Source organism: Frigidibacter albus, from assembly GCF_009908165.1.
In the GTDB taxonomy this organism is placed as follows: Bacteria; Pseudomonadota; Alphaproteobacteria; order Rhodobacterales; family Rhodobacteraceae; genus Frigidibacter; species Frigidibacter albus.
The window spans coordinates 369,515-387,631 of record NZ_JAAAUC010000003.1; the positions used below are offsets into that span (position 1 = coordinate 369,515).

Below are 18,117 nucleotides of genomic sequence, written 5' to 3' on the forward strand. Positions count from 1 at the left end.
CGCTCAGGCCAGCTTGCTCAGCAGGTCCATGAACCGCGCCTGTTCCGCCGGGGTCAGCGGCGCCAGCGTGCGGCGCGACACCTCCAGCGCCGTGTCGCGGGTGGCGGCAAAGGCGGCGGCACCGGCCTCTGTCAGGCTCACGGTCAGGCGGCGGCGGTCGCCCGGGTCGGGGGCTGTGGCGACCAGACCCTGCCGCGCCAGCCGGTCCACCACGCCCTTGATGGTGGCGCCGTCCATCGCCGTGACCCGGCCGAGGTGGTTCTGCGACAGCGGCCCCAGCTCGTGCAGGCGCACCAGCACGGTAAATTGCGTCGTGGTCAGCCCCGGGATCGCCTCGGCAAAGATCGCAAGGTGCCGCTGGTTCGCGCGGCGCAGCACGAATCCCACCTGATCTTCCAGCACATAGGTTTTTTCCGGGCTTTCCACGGGCTCGGGGATACAGGCCACGCCCGCGCCACGCAAGGTTGTTGACAGGGGCCGAAGCGCGCCGCAATCTTGTTTCTATACATACGAATTGCCCCCTGCGCAGCACGCCTTCCACCCAAAGGGACCGGGCCGGCCATGACGGAAGCGACCAGCGACTACGCCCGCCCCACCGCGCTGCCCGAGGCGCTGGCGCTGCTGGCTGCCGGCCCCCGCACCGTGCTGGCGGGCGGCACCGACCTTTACCCCGCGACTCAGGCGCAACGGCTGGCGGGGCCGCTGCTGGACATCACTGCGCTGGACGGGTTGGCGGGGATCACGGCGGGGCCGGACGGTCTGCGCATCGGCGCCGGCACGACATGGACGGCGCTGGCCGAGGCGGACCTGCCACCGGCGCTGGTGGCGCTGCAACAGGCGGCGCGTCTGGTCGGCGGGCGGCAGATCCAGAATGCCGGGACCCTCGGCGGCAACCTCTGTAATGCCTCGCCTGCCGCCGACGGAGTGCCGCCGCTGCTTGTGCTGGGGGCGGAGGTGGAGCTGGCCTCGGTGCGCGGGGTCCGGCGCCTGCCGCTGGAGCGGTTCGTGCTGGGGGTGCGGAAGACGGCGCTTGCCGCGGATGAGCTGCTGACAGCGGTGCATATCCCCGCGGCGGCGCTGGCGGGCAGGTCGGCGTTCGTCAAGCTCGGGGCGCGGGCCTATCTGGTGATCTCGATTGCCATGGTCGCCGTGCGGATCGTGGCCGAGCGGGGGCAGGTGGTCGAAGCCGCCTTGGCCGTGGGCGCCTGCAGCGCCGTCGCCCGCCGCCTGCCAGCGGTGGAGGCGGCGCTGGTCGGTGCGCCGCTGTCCGAGGTGGCCGCGCGGATCACTGAAGCGGAGGTCGCCGCCGCCCTCTCGCCCATCGCCGACATCCGCGGCACCGCGGACTACCGCCTCGAGGCCGCCTGCGTGCTGCTCCGCCGGGCAGTCACGCAAGCGCTGCCGGTGGAGGAACCCGCATGAACCAGCCCGGCCGCTTCGCCACCCTCACCGTCAACGGCCGGGCGATTGCCGCTACCGGCGATCCCGCGCGCCGGCTGTCGGATTTCCTGCGCGAGGAGGCGGGGCTGCGCGGCACCAAATCCGGCTGCGATGCGGGCGATTGCGGGGCTTGCACGGTGATCGCCGATGGCGCGGCGGTCTGTGCCTGCCTGATGCCGGTGGGGCGGCTGGCGGGCGCCCGGGTGACCACGGTCGAGGGGCTGGCCGATGCGCCGGGCGAGGCGGGGACGCTCTCGCGCCTGCAATCGGCCTTCCTGCGCCACGGCGCGGCGCAATGCGGGATCTGCACGCCCGGAATGCTGACCGCCGCCGCCGCACTGCTGGCCAAAAAGCCCCGCCCGACCGAGGCGGAGGCAGAGGTGGCGCTTGGCGGGGTGCTCTGCCGCTGCACCGGTTACCGCAAGATCCTCGCCGCCGTCTGCGATGCCTGGCGCGAGGATGTGCCGGAGGCCCCGCTTGCGCCCGGCGCTGCCGTGGGCGCCCGGGTTCGGCGGCTGGACGGGGTCCCGAAGGTGACGGGTGCGGACCGTTTCGGGGCCGACGAATGGCCCGAGGGCGCGCTGCTGCTGAAGGCGGTCCGCTCGCCGCACTTTCACGCCGGCTTTCACTTTGGCGATATTTCGGCGTGGAAGGCTGCCCGCCCGGGTGTGGCCGCGATCTTCACCGCCGCCGACATTCCCGGCCGCAACCGCTTTGGCGTGATCCCGGCCTTTGCCGACCAGCCGGCGCTGGCCGAGGGCACGGCGAGGCTGCGCGGCGAGGCGGTGGCGCTGGTTGCGTTCGAGCCGGGGGCGGAGCCGGATCTGACCGATTTCCCCGTGACTTGGCAGCCGCTGCCGTATCTGCTGGACCCGGCCGAGGCCGAGGCGGAGGGCGCGCAACTGGTCCACCAAGGCCGCCCCGGCAACCACCTTATCACCGGGCGTGTGCGCCGCGGGGATGCCGCCGCGGCCCTCGCCGCCTCCACGCATGTGGTGCAGGGCAGCATGGAAACCGCCTTCGTCGAACACGCCTATATCGAACCTGAAGCGGGTTCCGCCTGGATGGAGGGCGAGGTGCTGTGCATCCGCGCCTGCACCCAGGCCCCGGTGATGGACCGTGATGAGACCGCCGCCATCCTCGGCCTGCCGCCGGAGCGGGTGCGGGTCTTGCCCACGGCGGTGGGCGGCGGCTTCGGATCGAAGCTCGATGTCTCGCTGCAGCCCCTCCTTGGGCTGGCGGTGCTGAAGACAGGGCGGCCGGCGCGGATGGTCTATACCCGCGCCGAAAGCATGACCTCCACCACCAAGCGCCACCCGGCCAGGATCACCGCGCAGATCGGCTGCGATGCGGACGGCCATGTCACCGCCCTGAGCTTCGATGGCCTGTTCGATACCGGCGCCTATGCCAGCTGGGGGCCGACTGTGGCGAACCGGGTGCCGGTCCATGCCACCGGCCCCTACCGCACCCCGGCCGTGTTGGCCCGCGCCCGCGCCATCCACACCCACGGCCCCAGCGGCGGCGCCTTCCGCGGCTTTGGCGTGCCGCAGGCGGCGCTGGCGCAAGAGACGCTCTATGACCAGCTGGCGGACTTGGCGGGGATCGACCGGCTGGAGTTCCGCCTGCGCAATGCCTTCGTGGAGGGCGATGCGACCGCCACGGGGCAGGTGCTGCATGGCACCGGCATCCATGACTGCCTGACCGCGCTGGCCCCGCACTGGACCCGCGCCTTGGCCGAGGCGGCTGCCGCCAATGCCGCGCCGGGCCATCTGCGCCGGGGGGTGGGTGTCGCCTCGTGCTGGTATGGCTGCGGCAATACCTCGCTGCCCAACCCCTCCACCATCCGGCTGGGACTGACGCCCGAGGGGACGCTGGTGCTGCATCAGGGAGCCATGGATATCGGGCAGGGCGCCAATACCGTCATCACCCAGATCTGCGCCGATGCGCTCGGTCTGCCGGTGGAGGCCTTCACGCTGGTCGGCCCCGATACCTTCCTGACGCCCGATGCCGGCAAGACCTCTGCCTCGCGCCAGACCTATGTGTCGGGCCGGGCGGCGCAAGCGGCGGGGGCGGCCCTGCGGGCGCAGATCCTGCGGCTGGCCGGGCTGAACGGCGCGGCCAGCCTGCGGCTGGAGGCGGCGGCGGTGGTGGTGGAGGGCGAAACCTCGCACCGCGTCGACCTTGCCGCTTTGCCCCCCAATCCCCACGGCTATGCGCTGATGGCCGAGGAGACCTATGACCCGCCCACCGCGCCGCTGGATGCTGACGGGCAGGGCACGCCCTATGCCGTCTATGGCTATGGCGCGCAGATGGTGGAGCTGGAGGTGGACACCGAGCTTGGCACCGTGCGCCTGCTGAAGATCACCGCCGCGCATGACCTGGGCCGCGTCATCAACCCCACCCTCGCCGAGGGCCAGACCGAGGGCGGCATCGCGCAGGGCATCGGCCTTGCGCTGATGGAGGAGTATATCCCCGGCCGCACCGAGAACCTGCATGACTACCTGATCCCCACCATCGGCGACGTGCCCCCAATCGAAAGCCTGCTGATCGAGCGGGCGGACCCGGAGGGGCCCTTCGGCGCCAAGGGGCTTGGCGAGCATGTGCTGATCCCGACCGCACCGGCGATCCTGAACGCGGTGCGCCATGCGACGGGGGTCACCATCACCCGCGTGCCGCTGCTGCCGCACCGCCTGCGCGCCGCGATCCTTGCGAAGGGCGCCCCGTGACCGAGGCCTCCGCCAAGATCCGCTGCGATGCCTGCCCGGTGATGTGCTACATCGCCCCCGGCCAGACCGGCGCCTGCGACCGTTACGGCAATGTCGGGGGCCGCATCCTGCGCACCGATCCGGTCACGCTGCTGTCGCGCAGCGTGGCGGCGGGCGGGGCGGTGGTGCCCTTCGCGGGCTCGGAGTGGCAGGACGGGATGCTGCCCGGGGATGCCTTCGTCACCGGCATCGGCTCGGGCACCACCTATCCCGACTACAAGCCCGCGCCCTTCATCGTCTCCTCGCGGATCGACGGCGCCGACATGGTGACGGTGGTGACCGAGGCGATCTTCTCCTATTGCGGCGTCAAGGTGAAGATCGACACCGACCGCCATTTGGGAACCGAAGGCGCCGTGGTGCGGGCGGGGGGCGAGGCGGTGGGCCATGTGACCACGGCGGAGTATGGCAGCCAGATGCTGTCGCTTGGCGGGGTCAGCCACCTGACCGGGCATTCCAAGGCCGAGGGCCGCGCCACCTGCGCCGCGCTGCTGGCGCTGTGCAACCGCGAGCCGGTGGAGCTGACCATCGAGGGCGGGTCGAGCGTCGTGGTGCAGGCCGGGTGCGCACCAATTGTCGATGGCGTGCCGGAACGGCGGATGCGCGTCGGCTGCGGGTCGGCCACCATCGGCATGTTCGCCGATCAGTGGCTGGGGCTGGTGGATGAGGTGGTGGTGGTCGATGACCACATCACCGGCGTCGTATCAGAGCATCAGGCGGGCAAGGTCATCGGCTGGCCCGAGACCGGCATCAAGATCCTCGGCCAGCGTTCGACTCCGGGGCGGTATTTCCGGGTGTCGGAGCCGGGGCTGGGATGGGGCGGCACGCGGCTGACCGATCCCTTGGCGATCCTTGGCCCGTGGAACGCCAAGAAGGGCGCGCGGCCGGGGTTGCGGCTGCTGATGGTCTCCACCACCGGAGAGGATTGCGCGTACTATGTGCTGGACGAGGCGCTGCAGCCGGTGCCGCAGCCGATGCCCGAGGCGCTGCGTCCCTCCGTCGCGCTGATCGACGAGAATTGCGAACCCTCGCTGTGCACCGTGCTGTTCGTCGGCGGGGCCGGGGGCAGCCTGCGCGCCGGGGTCACGCGCAACCCGGTGCGGCTGACGCGGTCGGTGCAGGCGGGCGAGACGCGGCTGACGGTGGGCGGGGCGGGGGTGTTCCTCTGGCCCGGCGGCGGCATCACCTTCATGGTCGATGTGACGCGGCTGCCACGGGGGGCTTTCGGCTATGTCCCGACCCCCGCCTTGGTGGCCCCGTTGGAGTTCACCCTGCCGCGCGCCGCCTATCTGGCGCTTGGCGGGCATGGCGGGGCGATCCGTCCGCTGGCGGGGATCGGGGTCGAGGGCGGCGAGTATGTGACCGCCGCGCGGCTGGAGCCATGGCCGGGGGCGGCGGAATGATCGGCGCGCAATCGGCCCTGCTGCCGGATGGCCGCCTGCATCTGCAACACGGGCCCATCGACCTGATCGTGGAGGCGTTCGGCCCGCCAGAGGTTGTGCGCGCCGCCCATGCCCGCGCCACCGCCCGGTTCGAGGGGATGCTGCCGGCGCTGGTGGCTGAACTCCCGGCCCTGCGCAGCGAGGCGCCCGGCCCGCTGCGGGGCCGCGTGGCGCAGGCGATGGCGGCGGCGGTGGGCCCGTTCCGGCCGGAGTTCGTCACCCCGATGGCCGCCGTGGCGGGGGCGGTGGCCGATGCGGTCTGCGCGGCGCTGGTGGCGGGGGGCGGGCTGACCCGCGCCTATGTGAACAACGGCGGCGACATCGCGCTGTGGCTGGCGCCGGGGCAGACGCTGACCGCCGCCATCGCCGCGCGGCCCGGCGCGCCGGACCGGGTGCGCATCGCCTTCGCCGACCCGGTGCGCGGCATCGCCACCTCGGGCCGGGGCGGGCGCTCGCTGTCGCTCGGCATCGCCGATGCGGTGACGGTGCTTGCCCAGACTGCCGCCGCCGCCGATGCCGCCGCCACGATGATCGCCAATGCCGTGGACCTGCCCGGGCACGCCGGCATCACCCGCCGCCCGGCCTGCGAGATCAGCCATGATAGCGACCTTGGCGCACGGCTTGTCACTTGCGCCGTCGCCCCGCTGTCGCCGGACGACATCGCAAATGCCCTGGGCCGCGGCGCGACCTTCGCGCGCAGCCTGCAGGCGCGCGGGCTGATTGCCGGGGCGGCGCTTTTCCTGCAGGGTGCCGCGCAAGTCACTGGCCCCTTGCTGCAACAACCCGTGGAGCCCCGCCTTGCCCCAGTTTGACATCCGCAAGACCGCCCTGATCGTGGAAGACATCCACCATGACGGCGGCCCCGCGCCTGAACAGCCGCACCGCCGCGCTGCGATGCTGGCGCTGGTGCGCAACCCCTTTGCCGGGCGCCATGAGCCGGACCTGCAACCGGCGATGGAGGATCTCAAACCCCTCGGCCTGGCGATGAGCCGCCGTCTGATCGCGGCGCTGGACGGACCCGAGGGCATCGACGGCTATGGCAAGGGCGCGCTGGTCGGCTCCGGCGGCGAGACCGAACATGGCGCGCTGTGGCATGTGCCCGGCGGCTATGCGATGCGCGAGCTGTTGGGCGAATCGCGCGCCATCGTGCCCTCGGCGATGAAGGTGGGCGCGATGGGGGCGACGCTGGACGTGCCCCTGGGGCATATCAACGCCGCCTATGTCCGTAGCCATTTCGATGCCTTCACCGTGTCGATGCCCGACGGCCCCCGCGCCGATGAGATCGTGTTCGTGCTGGCGATGGCCCGCGGCGGGCGGGTGCATTCGCGGATGGGCGGGCTCGAGGTCTGGCAGGTCACCGGAACGGACGGGCTGCGCTGATGCGGCAGGCCGCCGCGCTTGCTGGCGCGCTGGCGCTGCTGCCGGGCGCCGCGCTGGCCCATGCGTCGGAACGGATGGTGATCCTGACGTTGCCGACCGGCTGGTATATTCTCGGCGCCGCCGTGGCGGTGGCGCTGACGGGGGTGCTGGCGCTGATGGGGCGGCTGCCGGCGTTCACGGCGCGGCAGTTGTGGCAGCGGCGGGTGATCGTGCCGCGGCCCGTCGTCAGCTGGATCGCCGCGCTGGTCTGGGCGGCGCTGGTCGTCACCGGCCTCCTTGGCAGCCGCGATCCGATGGCGAACCCGCTGCCTCTGATGGTCTGGACGGTGATGTGGGTGGCGCTGACGCTGGCCTGCGTGATCGTCGGCGACCTGTGGCGCGGCATCGACCCCTGGACTGGCCCGGTGCGCAGCGCCCGCCGCCTGCTGGGGCGGACCGGCGGCATCGGCCTCGCCCGGCTCGGCTACCTTCCCGCGGTGCTGTTCTACCTCGCCTTCGCCTGGTTCGAGATCGTGTCGCTGAGCCCCGCCGACCCCGCGGTTCTGGCCCGCGTCGTGGCGGGCTACTGGCTGGTGGTCTTCGTGCTGGCCGTGGCCGAGGGCGAGGACTGGCTGGAGAGGGGCGAGGCCTTCACCGTCTATTTCGGCTTCGTCTCGAAAATCGCCCCGCTCTGGCATGAGACCCATGGCGACACGGTGCGACGCTTCGCCGGCCTGCCCGGGGCGCAGGTGCTGCGGATGACGCCGCTGCCGCCGACCGCCATCGCCTTCGTGACGCTGGTGCTGGCCGGCGTCACCTTCGACGGGCTGTCGGAAAGCTTCTGGTGGCTGGCGCGGATCGGCATCAACCCGCTGGAATTCCCCGGCCGCTCTGCGGTGACCGGGGTCAATACCGCGGGCCTGCTGGCGCTCTGGGCGCTGACCGGGGCGACGATCCTTGCCGCGCTGGCGCTTGGGCTGCGGCTTGCGGGCGCGCCCCTCGCAAGGTTCGGCGCGCTGGCGGGGCCGGTGCTGCTGTCCTTCCTGCCGATTGCCGCGGGCTACCATGTCGCGCATTATTTCATCGCGCTGCTGACACAGGGGCAATACGTGCTGGCGGCGCTGAACGATCCCCTGCACCGGGACTGGGCGCTTCTGGGCCTGCCCGAGCATTGGGTGTCGTTCGGTTTCCTGTCGGATGCGGCCTGGGTCCACGCCATCTGGGCGGTGCAATTCGCGGTGATCCTTGGCGCGCATGTGCTGGCGGTGGTGCTGTCGATGCGGCTGTCGGACGATACCGAGCGTCTGTCCGGCTGGTCTCACCTTCCGGTCACCGTGCTGATGGTGCTTTACACGGTGCTTGGCCTTTGGCTGCTTTCGACCCCGACCGGAGCCTGATAAACAGGCGGTCTGATGACCTGCGAGGCGTGCAGAAATGCGTGGACTTTTCATTTGCACACTCACATTCTTTTCCCAAGGCCCGGCGCGCAAGACCAGGGCCAAGCCCCCAACAGCGGAGATCTTCCCATGACTTCCAGACTGATCGGATTGACCCCGTCGCGCCGCACGGTGCTTGGCGGGCTTGCGGCCTCGGGCGCGGCGCTGGCACTGCCGGCCCGCTTTGCCAGCGCCCAAAGCGCGGCGCCCATCAAGCTGGGCTTCCAGCTGCACCGCACCGGCATCGGCGCCGCCTATGGCCGCTGGTATGAGCGCACAGCGCAGGCCGCGCTGACGCTGGTGAACGAGGCTGGCGGCATCAATGGCCGGCCCGTGGAGATCCTGTTCGAGGATGACGGCACCGACCCCAAGCGCGGCGCCGAGGTGATGGAGAAATTCGCCAGCCAGTCGAATTGCGACGCGGTGTTCGGCGCGCTGTTCAGCCATGTCGTCGTCGGCACCGCACCGCGGGCGGGTGAGCTGAAGATGCCCTATCTGGTGTGCTCCGAAGGCCACCACGTCGCCTCGGGCAAGATGAACCGCTGGACGCTGCAGCCCGGCATCACCGACGTGAAGTCGCAGGTGCAGGCGATGGCGCCGTGGATTTCCTCGACGCTCGGCAAGAAGGTCACGATGATCTTCCCGGACTATGCCTTCGGCCATGACCACCGCGACGCCTTCGTGCCGGCCATCCAGGCGGCGGGCGGCGAGGTGATCGAGCAGATCGCCATCCCGCCGACCGAGACCAGCTTCACCCGCTACCTGCCGCGGATCCCGTCCGACACCGAAGTGATCTATCACGTCATGGTCGGCCCCGCCGTGCTGACCTTCGTCAAGGAACTGGGCGAGTTCTATGGCTCGGGCGACCGCCCGCAGATCTTCGGCTTCATCGACTCGCTGGAGGCGGTGAACATCGCCTCGCCGGGGCTGGAATTCCTGGAGGGCACGCATTTCTGGGAAGGGCATTGCCGCTACCTGCAAGAGGATGCTGGCGAGCATGAGGCGACCTATCGCGCAGCGGTCGGGGTGGATGACACCGGCGCCTCGCTGGCCGATGCCAAGGACGTGTCCACCTACGCCCACATGTTCTCGGTCTGGGAGACGCTGTTCATCCTGAAGGCGGGGATGGAGGCGGCGGGCTATCAGGGCCCGGCGGACCGGCAGAAGCTGGTCGAGGCGATCGAGGCGATGACCGACATGCCCTATGGCATCGAGCATCCGCAGGGCGCGAAGACCTTCAACGGCAAGACCCATCAGGTGTTCGGGTTGCAATACATCTCGAAGGTCGAGGGCGGCAAGCTGGTCAAGGTGCATACCACATCGCCCGAAGACGGGATGTATCCCGACGAGGCCGATTACACGTCGATGTCGTTCTAAGGCGTAAGCTTTGGTTCCCGCCCGCGGTGACGTGGGCGGTATCCGACTGTTGCGCGTCAGCCGGCCGCTGAGCTCCACGGGACTTGTCGACCTTCAACGGAGGACTTCAGAATTTCGACGATCTTTGAGTTCCTTCAGGACAAAGGCCCTTCGCTCTTACTGAGTCTGATGGAGGGGCTAGTTATGTCGGCGGTGCTGGCGCTGACCGCCGTCGGCCTCGCGCTGGTCTTCGGCGTGATGCGCGTGGTGAACGTCGCGCATGGCGAGTTCTTCATGCTCGGCGCCGTCGCCGCCTGGTTCGTGACCACCTGGATACCCGGCCCGCCGGCGGTGGGCTTCATCGCCGCGCTGGTGCTGTGCCCGCTGCTGGTGGCAAGCGTCGCCGCGCTGGCCGATACGCTGGTGCTGAAACGGCTGAACTACGACCCCGACGCCACCATCGTCGCCACCATCGGCCTGCTGTATATCCTGCAACAGGCGGCGCTGAGCCTTTATGGCCCCGATGCCCGCCCGGTGGAGGCACCCTTCACCCTGCGGGTGCAATTCCCGTGGTTCGGCTATTCGGGGTACAAGCTGGCGGTGATCGCTGCGGCGGCTGTGATCTTGGCGGGGGTCTGGCTGCTGCTGGCCCGAACGAAGATCGGCCTCGTGATGCGCGCCACCCAGATCGACCGGGAAACCGCCCGCGCCTTCGGCATCAATGTCGACCGGGTCTATGCCGGGGTCTTCGCGCTTGGCGCGGGGCTGGCGGCGGTGGCGGCGGTGCTGATCGTGCCGATCCAGCAGGCGCATTACCTGATGGGGCATGATCCGCTGCTGCTGTCCTTCATCGTGGTGATCATCGGCGGCCTTGGCTCCTTGCGCGGCACGCTGGTCGCGGCGCTGCTGATCGGGCTGTCGGATGGGGTGATCTCGGTCTTCTTCTCGCCGACGCTGGCCAAGATCCTTGCCACGCTGTTCGTTGCGCTGGTGCTGGTGTTCCGCCCGCAGGGCCTGATGGGAAGGCGCGCGGCATGACCGGCACCGCGACAAAGGTCTGGGCCCTGCATCTGGGGGTGCTGGCGGCGCTGCTGGCGGCGCAGTTCGTGCTGCCCGCCTATCACGCCGGCAACCTTGCCCGGATCATGGTGCTGGCGGTCTATGCGATGGGGTTCAACATCGCCTTCGGCTACACCGGCCTCCTCAGCCTCGGCCACGCGCTGTTCTTCGGGGCGGGGCTCTACGGCATGGGGATGCTGGTGGCGCTGGCCGGCTGGGGCGCGGGCGCGGCGCTGGTCGCGGGCATCGCCGCGGGCGGGGCGATGGCGCTGGCCGTGGGCCTGCTGGCGCTGCGCACCGCGGGCGTGTCCTTCATGATCGTCACGCTGATGTTCGCCCAGGCCGGCTACCTGACCATCCTCTACTACACCCCCTACACCCGCGGCGAGGAAGGCATCGTCATCGACCGCGCCGCGCGGGTGCTGCTGGGGTTCGACCTGTCGCAAGACATCATCCGCTACTTCGCCGCCTTCGCCCTGTTCGCTGCCGCGCTGCTGGTCAAGCTGGCGCTGGTCCGCTCTCCCTTCGGCCGCGTCATGGTGGCGATGCGCGAGAATGAGGAACGCAGCCGGATGCTGGGCTACGATCCCTTCCGCATCAAGCTGGCGGCACTGGTGGTGTCGGGCATCTATGCCGGGGCTGCCGGGGCGGCCTATGGCTTGCTGTTCGGCTATGTCGGGGCCAGCTTCGCCTCGATCCAGTATTCGATCCTGCCGCTGCTGTATGTGCTCCTCGGCGGGGCGGGCACCGTGCTGGGGCCGTTCCTCGGCGCGGTGCTGATGTTCTACCTGATCGACCTCGCCAGCGGCATCACCACCGCGCATCTGCTGGTGGTGGGCGTTGCGCTGCTGGTGCTGGTGCTGTTCGCGCCCAAGGGCATCCTGGGCGCGCTGCGGGACAGGGGGCTGAAATGGCTGCCGTAGCCTTGCTGGAAGCCCGCGCCCTGACCCGCCATTTTGGCGGCCTCCGCGCCGTCGATGGGGTGGATTTCGATCTGGCGCAGGGAGAGATTCACGCCCTGATCGGCCCCAATGGCGCCGGCAAGACCACCTTCGTCAGCCTGCTTTGCGGCCGGGTGCCGGTGCAGTCGGGCAGCATCCGCTTTGCCGGGCAGGACATCACGAAGATGCCGGCTCACCAGCGCGTCCGTGCCGGCATCGCCTATACCTTCCAGATCACCGCGATCTATGCCCGGCTGACCGTGCTCGACAACATCGCGCTCGCCGTCCAGTCGCGGGGGGCGGGCAATCTTGCGGCCGAGTCCATGGCCGCACTCGACCGCGTCGGCCTCGCCAGCCGCGCCGACATGCTGGCGGGAGAGCTGTCCTATGGTCATCAGCGCCTGCTGGAGGTGGCTATGGGCCTCGCCCTGCGCCCGCGCCTCTTGATCCTCGACGAGCCGACACAGGGCCTTGCGAACTCCGAGATCGACGCCTTCAAGGATCTGGTGCGCGGCGTGGTGCCGGAGATGACCGTGCTGCTGATCGAGCACAACATGGATGTGGTGATGGACCTTGCGCAGCGGATCACCGTGCTGAACTTCGGGCAGGTGCTGGCGACCGGCACGCCGGACGAGATCCGCGCCAACCCGGCGGTGCAAACCGCCTATCTGGGGGGCTGAATGCTGAAGGTGCGCGAACTCGAGGCCGGCTACGGCGCGGTGACGGTGCTGCGGGGGCTGACCCTGCAGGCAGCGCCGGGCGAGGTGCTCTGCGTCATGGGCCGCAACGGCGCCGGAAAATCCACGCTGATGAAGGCGATCATGGGGCTGGTGCCCGCCAATGCCGGTGAGATCACGCTGGACGGCACACGCGTCAGCGGCCTGCCCGCGCATGAGGTGCCGCGGCTGGGGATCGGCTATGTCCCGCAGGGCCGCCGCCTGTTTGGCGATCTGACGGTGGCCGAGAATATCGAGATCGGGCTGATGACCCGCCGTCACGGTCCCGCCACGCGGGACCGGGTGCTCGACCTGTTCCCACGCCTCCGCGAACGAATGGGCCAGGTCTCGCGCACCCTGTCGGGCGGCGAGCAGCAGATGCTCGCCATCGCCCGGGCGCTGTGCATCGAGCCCAAGGTGCTGCTGCTGGACGAGCCCACCGAGGGGCTGCAACCCTCGATGATCGCGCTGATCCGCGAGACGGTGGTGGCACTGAAGGCCACGGGCGTGGCAACGGTGCTGGTGGAACAGCGCGTCGATGCGGTGCTGTCGGTGGCGGACCGTGTGGCCTTCGTCGATCATGGCCGCGTCGCCGAGGTGGTTCCGGCGGCGGGGATGACGCATAATTCGCCCGAATTCCTGAAATACGTGGGGATCTGAGCATGGAGATGGATCCCCCCCGCGGCCTCGTCGCCGGTGTCGATGTCGGCGGCACCTTCACCGACCTCGTGATCTTCGATCCGGCCACCGGCACCGTGCGCCTGGCCAAAGTGCCGACCACGCTGGACAATCAGGCCTTCGGCGTGCTGGCGGCCTTTGCGGCAGCGGATCAGGATCTGGGGGGGCTGGACCTGATCGTGCATGGCACCACCACCACCACCAATGCCGTGCTGGAACGCAAGCTGGCCCGCACCGGCATCGTGACCACGCAGGGCTTCCGCGACGTGCTGGAGCTTGGCCGCCGCACCCGCCCGCAGCCCTATGGCATGACCGGCCGCTTCGTGCCGATCATCCCGCGCGACCTGCGGGCCGAGGTGCCGGAGCGGATGGACGCGCGCGGCCGGGTGCTGACGCCGCTGGACGAGCCCGCCCTGCGCGCCGCGCTCGCCGACCTGCTGGCCAAGGGCTGCGAGGCGCTGGTGATCCACTTCCTGCACTCCTACGCCAACCCCGCCCATGAACTGCGGGCAGCGGAGATTGCGGCAGAGGTCTGGCCCAACACCCACATCACCATCGGCCACCGCCTGCTGTCGGAAAGCCGCGAATACGAGCGCGGGGTCACGGCCGCCGTCAACGCCGCGGTGCAGCCGCTGCTGGAACGCTACATCGCCCGGCTGCAACACGAACTGCAGGCCCGCGGCTATGCGCGCGAGCTGCTGGTGATGAACGGCAACGGCGGCATGGTCTCATCGCGGCTGGTGGCGCGCGAGGCGGTGAAGACGGTGATGTCCGGCCCCGCCTCGGGCGTGATGGCCGCGGTCTATACCGGGCGGCGGGCGGGGATGCCCAACCTTGTCACCTATGACATGGGCGGCACCTCAACCGATGTGGCGCTGATCCGCGGCGGCCGCGCCCCAGTGTCGAACGAGATCGAGATCGAATATGCGATGCCGATCCATGTGCCGATGGTCGATGTGCGCACCGTCGGGGCCGGGGGCGGCTCGCTGGCCCGGGTCGATGCGGCGGGGATGCTGCGCGTCGGCCCCGAAAGCGCCGGCAGCACCCCGGGGCCGATCTGCTATGGCCGTGGTGGCACCCAGGTCACCATCTCCGACGCCAACCTGCTGCTGGGGCGGCTGCCGCCCGAGCGGTTTGGCGGAGAACTGCGCGCGACGGTGCGCGAGGCTTTCGCGGCCCAGATCGGCGCGCCGCTTGGCCTGACGCCAGAGGCGGCGGCGATGGCTGTGCTGCGGCTCGGCAACACGCACATGGCCGGCGCGATCCGCATGGTCTCGATCTCGATGGGCGCCGACCCGCGGGACTTCGCGCTCTTTGCCTTCGGCGGCGCCGGCCCGCTCCACGCCGCCGCGCTGGCGCGGGAACTGGCGATCCCGCAGGTGCTGGTGCCCGCCCGCCCCGGCATCACCAACGCGCTTGGCTGCGTGGTGGCCGACCTGCGCCATGATTTCGTGCGCACCCTCAACCGCCCGCTGGACAGTGCCGACATGGCCGCCGTCCACGCCATCTTCGCCGCGCAAGAGGCCGAGGGCCGCGCCCTGATCGGCGCCGAGCGCATCGCCCTGACAGGCATCACCGCCGAATTCAGCGTCGACATGCAGTTCGTCGGCCAGACCCATCTGCTGCGCGTGCCCTTGCCGAATGGCCAGCCCACCCGCGCCGAGCTTCAGGCCGCCTTCGAGCGCGCCTATCACGCCCGCTTCCGCGTCGATCTCGACAGCATCCCCGCCAACCTCGTGAACCTCAACACCTCCGTGATCGGCGCCCGCCCCGAGATCGACCTTGCCGCGCTGATCGACCCTGCAGGCCGCCGCGCGACCCTGGCCGAGGCGCAGACCGGCACCCGCCCGGTGTGGTTCGACGACTGGACCGACACCCCGGTCTACTGGCGCGACCACCTGCCGGTGGACCTGAACCTGACCGGCCCTGCGATCATCGAGCAGATGGACACGACACTGGTACTGGACCCGGGCGACCATGCGAGGATGGACACGGACGGCAACCTGATCGTCACGGTAGGAGGCGCCTGACATGCCCAGTTTGCCTTTTCCAAATATCCTCGGGGGGCTCCGGGGGGCAGACGGCCCCCCGGCTTCGCTGGCGAGGGACGCAACACGATGACCCTCGACCCCGTCACCCTCGCCGTCATCCAGGCGGGCCTGCAGCAGGTCTGCGACGAGATGGACCTCAGCTTCTCCAGGGCCGCCTTCTCGCCGGTGATCGCCGAAGCCGATGACCGCTCCGACGGGATCTATGACGCCAGCGACGGCGCGCTGATCGCGCAGGGCGCGCGCGGGCTGCCGGTCTTCGTCGGCACCATGCAATTCTCCACCCGCCACCTGATCGCCCGCATCGCCAGCGGCGAGACGCTGCCGCCGGAGCCCGGCGACATCTACATCGTCAACGATCCCTATCTCGGCGGCACCCACCTGATGGATGTGCGCTTCGCCATGCCCTTCTACAGGGGCGGCGAGATCTTCTGCTGGCTGTCCAATACCGGCCACTGGCCCGATACGGGGGGCGCGGTGCCCGGCGGCTTCAGCGCCAGCGCCACCAGTGCGGAACAGGAAGGGCTGCGCCTGCCGCCGGTCAAGCTGTTCAAGCGCGGCGTGATGGACCCCGAGCTGTGGCAGGTGATCTGCTCCAACATCCGTGTCTCGGGCCAGCGCATCGGCGATGTGAAGGCGCAGGCCTCGGCGCTGCTGGTCGGGGCCGAGCGACTGACGGCGATCCTGGACCGTTACGGGGATGCCGATGTCCGCGAGGCGATTGCCCGGGTCCGCACCCTCGCCGCGCGGCAGATGCGCGCCAGCATCGCCCAGATCCCCCAGGGCCGCCTGACCGCCACCGCCTTCATCGACAGCGACGGTGTGGTGAACGAACCCCTGACCATCGCGCTGGCCGTCACCCGCAGCGGCGCGCCCGGTGCCGAAATCCTGACCTTCGACTTCACCGGATCGTCGCTGCCCTGCGCCGGGCCGATGAACTCGGTCCGCGCCACCACGCTGTCCTCGGTCTACCTCGCCCTGCGCCACATCTTCCCCGATGTGCCGATGTCGGCGGGGGCGTTCGAGCCGCTGGAGGTTACCGGCATCGAAGGCACCTTCCTCGATGCCCATTACCCCCGTCCGGTCTCGGGCTGTGCGGCAGAGGTCAGCCAGCGCATCGCCGAGGCGGTGTTCGCGGCGCTGGTGCAGGGGATCCCGGAGCTTGTCACCGCCGCCCCCGCCGGCACCTCGGGCAATTTCGGCCTCGGCGGGCACGACCCGGACAAGGGCCGCGACTATGTGATGTACCAGATCTCGGGCGGCGGCTATGGCGGCAATGCCGGGCATGACGGGCTGGCCAATGGCTGCTCCACCATCGGCATCTCCAAGGCCCCGCCGGTGGAGATCATGGAGCAGACCTACCCGGTGCTCTACCGCCGCTATGCGCTGCATGACGGCTCTGGCGGCGCGGGTCAGCATCGCGGCGGCTTCGGCCTCGACTATGAAATCGAACTCCTGCGCGGCGAGGCGCGGGCCAGCTTCGTGATGGACCACGGCCGCACCGGCCCGCAGGGCGCGCTTGGCGGGCAGGACGGCGCGGTGAACCGGGTGGAGGTGATCCGTGGCGGCGTGGTGACGGTGCCCGAACACCTGTCCAAGGCGCAGGACATTCCCTTGCGCCCCGGCGACCGGGTGCGGGTGCGCACCCCCGGGGGCGGCGGCTATGGCGATCCGGCGCTGCGCGATCCCGCGGCGGTGGACGAGGATGTGCGCCTTGGCCGCTACACCGCCGATCAGGCCCGCGCGCTGTTTCCGGGCTGGAGGGGCTGATGCTGGAAGGTCTCCGCGTCATCGAGTTCGAGGGGCTGGGGCCGGGCCCCTTCGCTGCGATGCTGCTGGCCGATCTGGGGGCCGAAGTCATCACCATCCACCGCCCCGGCCCGGATGCGCCGGGGCTGCTGGACCGCGGCAAACGCTCGATCGTGCTCGACCTCAAGGCACCGGGCGATCTGGCCATTGCCCATGCGCTCGTCACCTCGGCCGAGGCGCTGATCGAGGGGCTGCGGCCGGGGGTGATGGAACGGCTGGGGCTGGGGCCGGAGGACTGCCACGCGCTGAACCCGGGCCTAGTTTACGGCCGGATGACCGGCTGGGGCCAGACCGGCCCGCTGGCCCCGGTGGCGGGGCATGACCTCAATTACCTCGCCCGATCCGGCGCGCTGTGGTTTGCGGGGCTGCCGGGGGATGCGCCGGTGACGCCGCCGACGCTGGTGGGCGATATCGGCGGCGGGGCGATGTATCTGGCGGTGGGGCTGCTTGCCGGGGTGATGCGGGCGCGAGGCACGGGGCAGGGCACCACGGTCGACGCCGCCATCGTCGACGGCTCGGCCCATATGCTGGCGCTGCTGCTGTCGCTGCGCCCGCCCGGCGCGCAGGGTTTTGCCCGCGGCGCCAGCCTGCTGGACGGGCCGCACTGGTCGCGCAGCTACCCTACCGCCGACGGCGGCCACGTCGCGGTGCAGGCGCTGGAGCCGAAATTCTACGCGCTGCTGCTGGAGGGGCTGGGGCTGGCGGGCGACTCCGCGATGGAAGCGCAGCACGACCCCGCGCAATGGCCGGCCCAGACCGCCCGGCTGGCGGCGATCTTCGCTGCCCATCCCCGCGCCCATTGGCAAACGCTCTTCGGCGCCAACGATGCCTGCGTCGCTCCGGTGCTCTCGCCCGATGAAGCCGCCGCTGATCCGCATATGGCCGCGCGCGGCACCTGGCAACAGCGCGACGGCCAGCCGGAACCCGCCCCCGCCCCCCGCTTCGACGGCCAGCGCGCGGCCATCGCGCCGCGCCCCGCGCGGGGAAAGCACCGCGACGAGATCCTGACAGACCTGCGCCAGCGCGGGCTGCTGCCCTGATACAACCCTTCCCGCCCTGCGAGCGGCACGA

Annotated in this window: 15 protein-coding genes; 14 read left to right on the forward strand and 1 reads right to left on the reverse strand. The window is 70.5% G+C overall.

All coding sequences use genetic code 11. The features are described from left to right. Positions 1 to 3 precede the first annotated feature (3 nt). Positions 4 to 447 carry a MarR family winged helix-turn-helix transcriptional regulator gene (locus tag GVY41_RS06755; RefSeq protein ID WP_229725946.1) on the reverse strand — a complete coding sequence of 148 codons (444 nt, stop codon included), beginning with the start codon at positions 445 to 447 and terminating at the stop codon, positions 4 to 6. A gap of 114 nt (positions 448 to 561) precedes the next feature. On the opposite strand from GVY41_RS06755, the gene GVY41_RS06760 reads away from it, so the two are divergent. The 14 genes from GVY41_RS06760 (at position 562) to GVY41_RS06825 (ending at position 18,086) form a co-directional block, all read left to right on the forward strand. Next, complete coding sequence (locus GVY41_RS06760) at positions 562 to 1,422, forward strand: FAD binding domain-containing protein (protein WP_161344155.1); 861 nt, start codon at positions 562 to 564, stop codon at positions 1,420 to 1,422. Then, positions 1,419 to 4,166: a molybdopterin-dependent oxidoreductase gene (locus GVY41_RS06765; RefSeq protein WP_161344153.1), complete on the forward strand. Its 2,748-nt coding sequence runs from the start codon at positions 1,419 to 1,421 to the stop codon at positions 4,164 to 4,166. The genes GVY41_RS06760 and GVY41_RS06765 overlap by 4 nt, the downstream gene beginning before the upstream one ends. A 41-nt stretch (positions 4,167 to 4,207) precedes the next feature. Then, positions 4,208 to 5,605: a 6-hydroxynicotinate reductase gene (locus GVY41_RS06770; protein ID WP_229725968.1), complete on the forward strand. Its 1,398-nt coding sequence runs from the start codon at positions 4,208 to 4,210 to the stop codon at positions 5,603 to 5,605. Continuing rightward, the gene (locus GVY41_RS06775; protein WP_161344149.1) at positions 5,602 to 6,456 is read left to right on the forward strand and encodes a UPF0280 family protein; all 855 of its coding nucleotides are present in this window, start codon (positions 5,602 to 5,604) and stop codon (positions 6,454 to 6,456) included. Before GVY41_RS06770 ends, GVY41_RS06775 begins: the two co-directional genes overlap by 4 nt. Continuing rightward, positions 6,443 to 7,024, forward strand: a complete 582-nt coding sequence (locus GVY41_RS06780) for an amino acid synthesis family protein (RefSeq protein ID WP_161344148.1) — start codon at positions 6,443 to 6,445, stop codon at positions 7,022 to 7,024. Before GVY41_RS06775 ends, GVY41_RS06780 begins: the two co-directional genes overlap by 14 nt. Then, a complete protein-coding gene (locus GVY41_RS06785) occupies positions 7,024 to 8,400 on the forward strand; it encodes a hypothetical protein (protein ID WP_161344147.1) in 1,377 nt (458 codons plus the stop codon). Before GVY41_RS06780 ends, GVY41_RS06785 begins: the two co-directional genes overlap by 1 nt. 129 nt (positions 8,401 to 8,529) lie before the next feature. Next, positions 8,530 to 9,816, forward strand: a complete 1,287-nt coding sequence (locus GVY41_RS06790) for an ABC transporter substrate-binding protein (RefSeq protein WP_161344145.1) — start codon at positions 8,530 to 8,532, stop codon at positions 9,814 to 9,816. Positions 9,817 to 9,984: 168 nt separating this feature from the next. Beyond that, positions 9,985 to 10,833: a branched-chain amino acid ABC transporter permease gene (locus GVY41_RS06795; protein WP_161344143.1), complete on the forward strand. Its 849-nt coding sequence runs from the start codon at positions 9,985 to 9,987 to the stop codon at positions 10,831 to 10,833. Beyond that, positions 10,830 to 11,777 carry a branched-chain amino acid ABC transporter permease gene (locus tag GVY41_RS06800; RefSeq protein ID WP_161344140.1) on the forward strand — a complete coding sequence of 316 codons (948 nt, stop codon included), beginning with the start codon at positions 10,830 to 10,832 and terminating at the stop codon, positions 11,775 to 11,777. Before GVY41_RS06795 ends, GVY41_RS06800 begins: the two co-directional genes overlap by 4 nt. Further along, a complete protein-coding gene (locus GVY41_RS06805) occupies positions 11,765 to 12,475 on the forward strand; it encodes an ABC transporter ATP-binding protein (protein ID WP_161344138.1) in 711 nt (236 codons plus the stop codon). Before GVY41_RS06800 ends, GVY41_RS06805 begins: the two co-directional genes overlap by 13 nt. Further along, positions 12,476 to 13,171, forward strand: coding sequence for an ABC transporter ATP-binding protein (locus GVY41_RS06810; protein WP_161344136.1), 696 nt, complete (start codon positions 12,476 to 12,478; stop codon positions 13,169 to 13,171). It begins immediately after the preceding gene. 2 nt (positions 13,172 to 13,173) lie between these two features. Next, entirely contained in the window at positions 13,174 to 15,219 is a 2,046-nt protein-coding gene (locus GVY41_RS06815) for a hydantoinase/oxoprolinase family protein (protein WP_161344134.1), read from the forward strand. Positions 15,220 to 15,306: 87 nt separating this feature from the next. Next, positions 15,307 to 17,007 (forward strand): hydantoinase B/oxoprolinase family protein, encoded by a 1,701-nt coding sequence (locus tag GVY41_RS06820; RefSeq protein WP_161344132.1) that lies wholly within the window; start codon positions 15,307 to 15,309, stop codon positions 17,005 to 17,007. Beyond that, positions 17,007 to 18,086, forward strand: a complete 1,080-nt coding sequence (locus GVY41_RS06825) for a CaiB/BaiF CoA transferase family protein (RefSeq protein WP_161344130.1) — start codon at positions 17,007 to 17,009, stop codon at positions 18,084 to 18,086. The genes GVY41_RS06820 and GVY41_RS06825 overlap by 1 nt, the downstream gene beginning before the upstream one ends. The last annotated feature ends 31 nt before the right edge of the window (positions 18,087 to 18,117 follow it).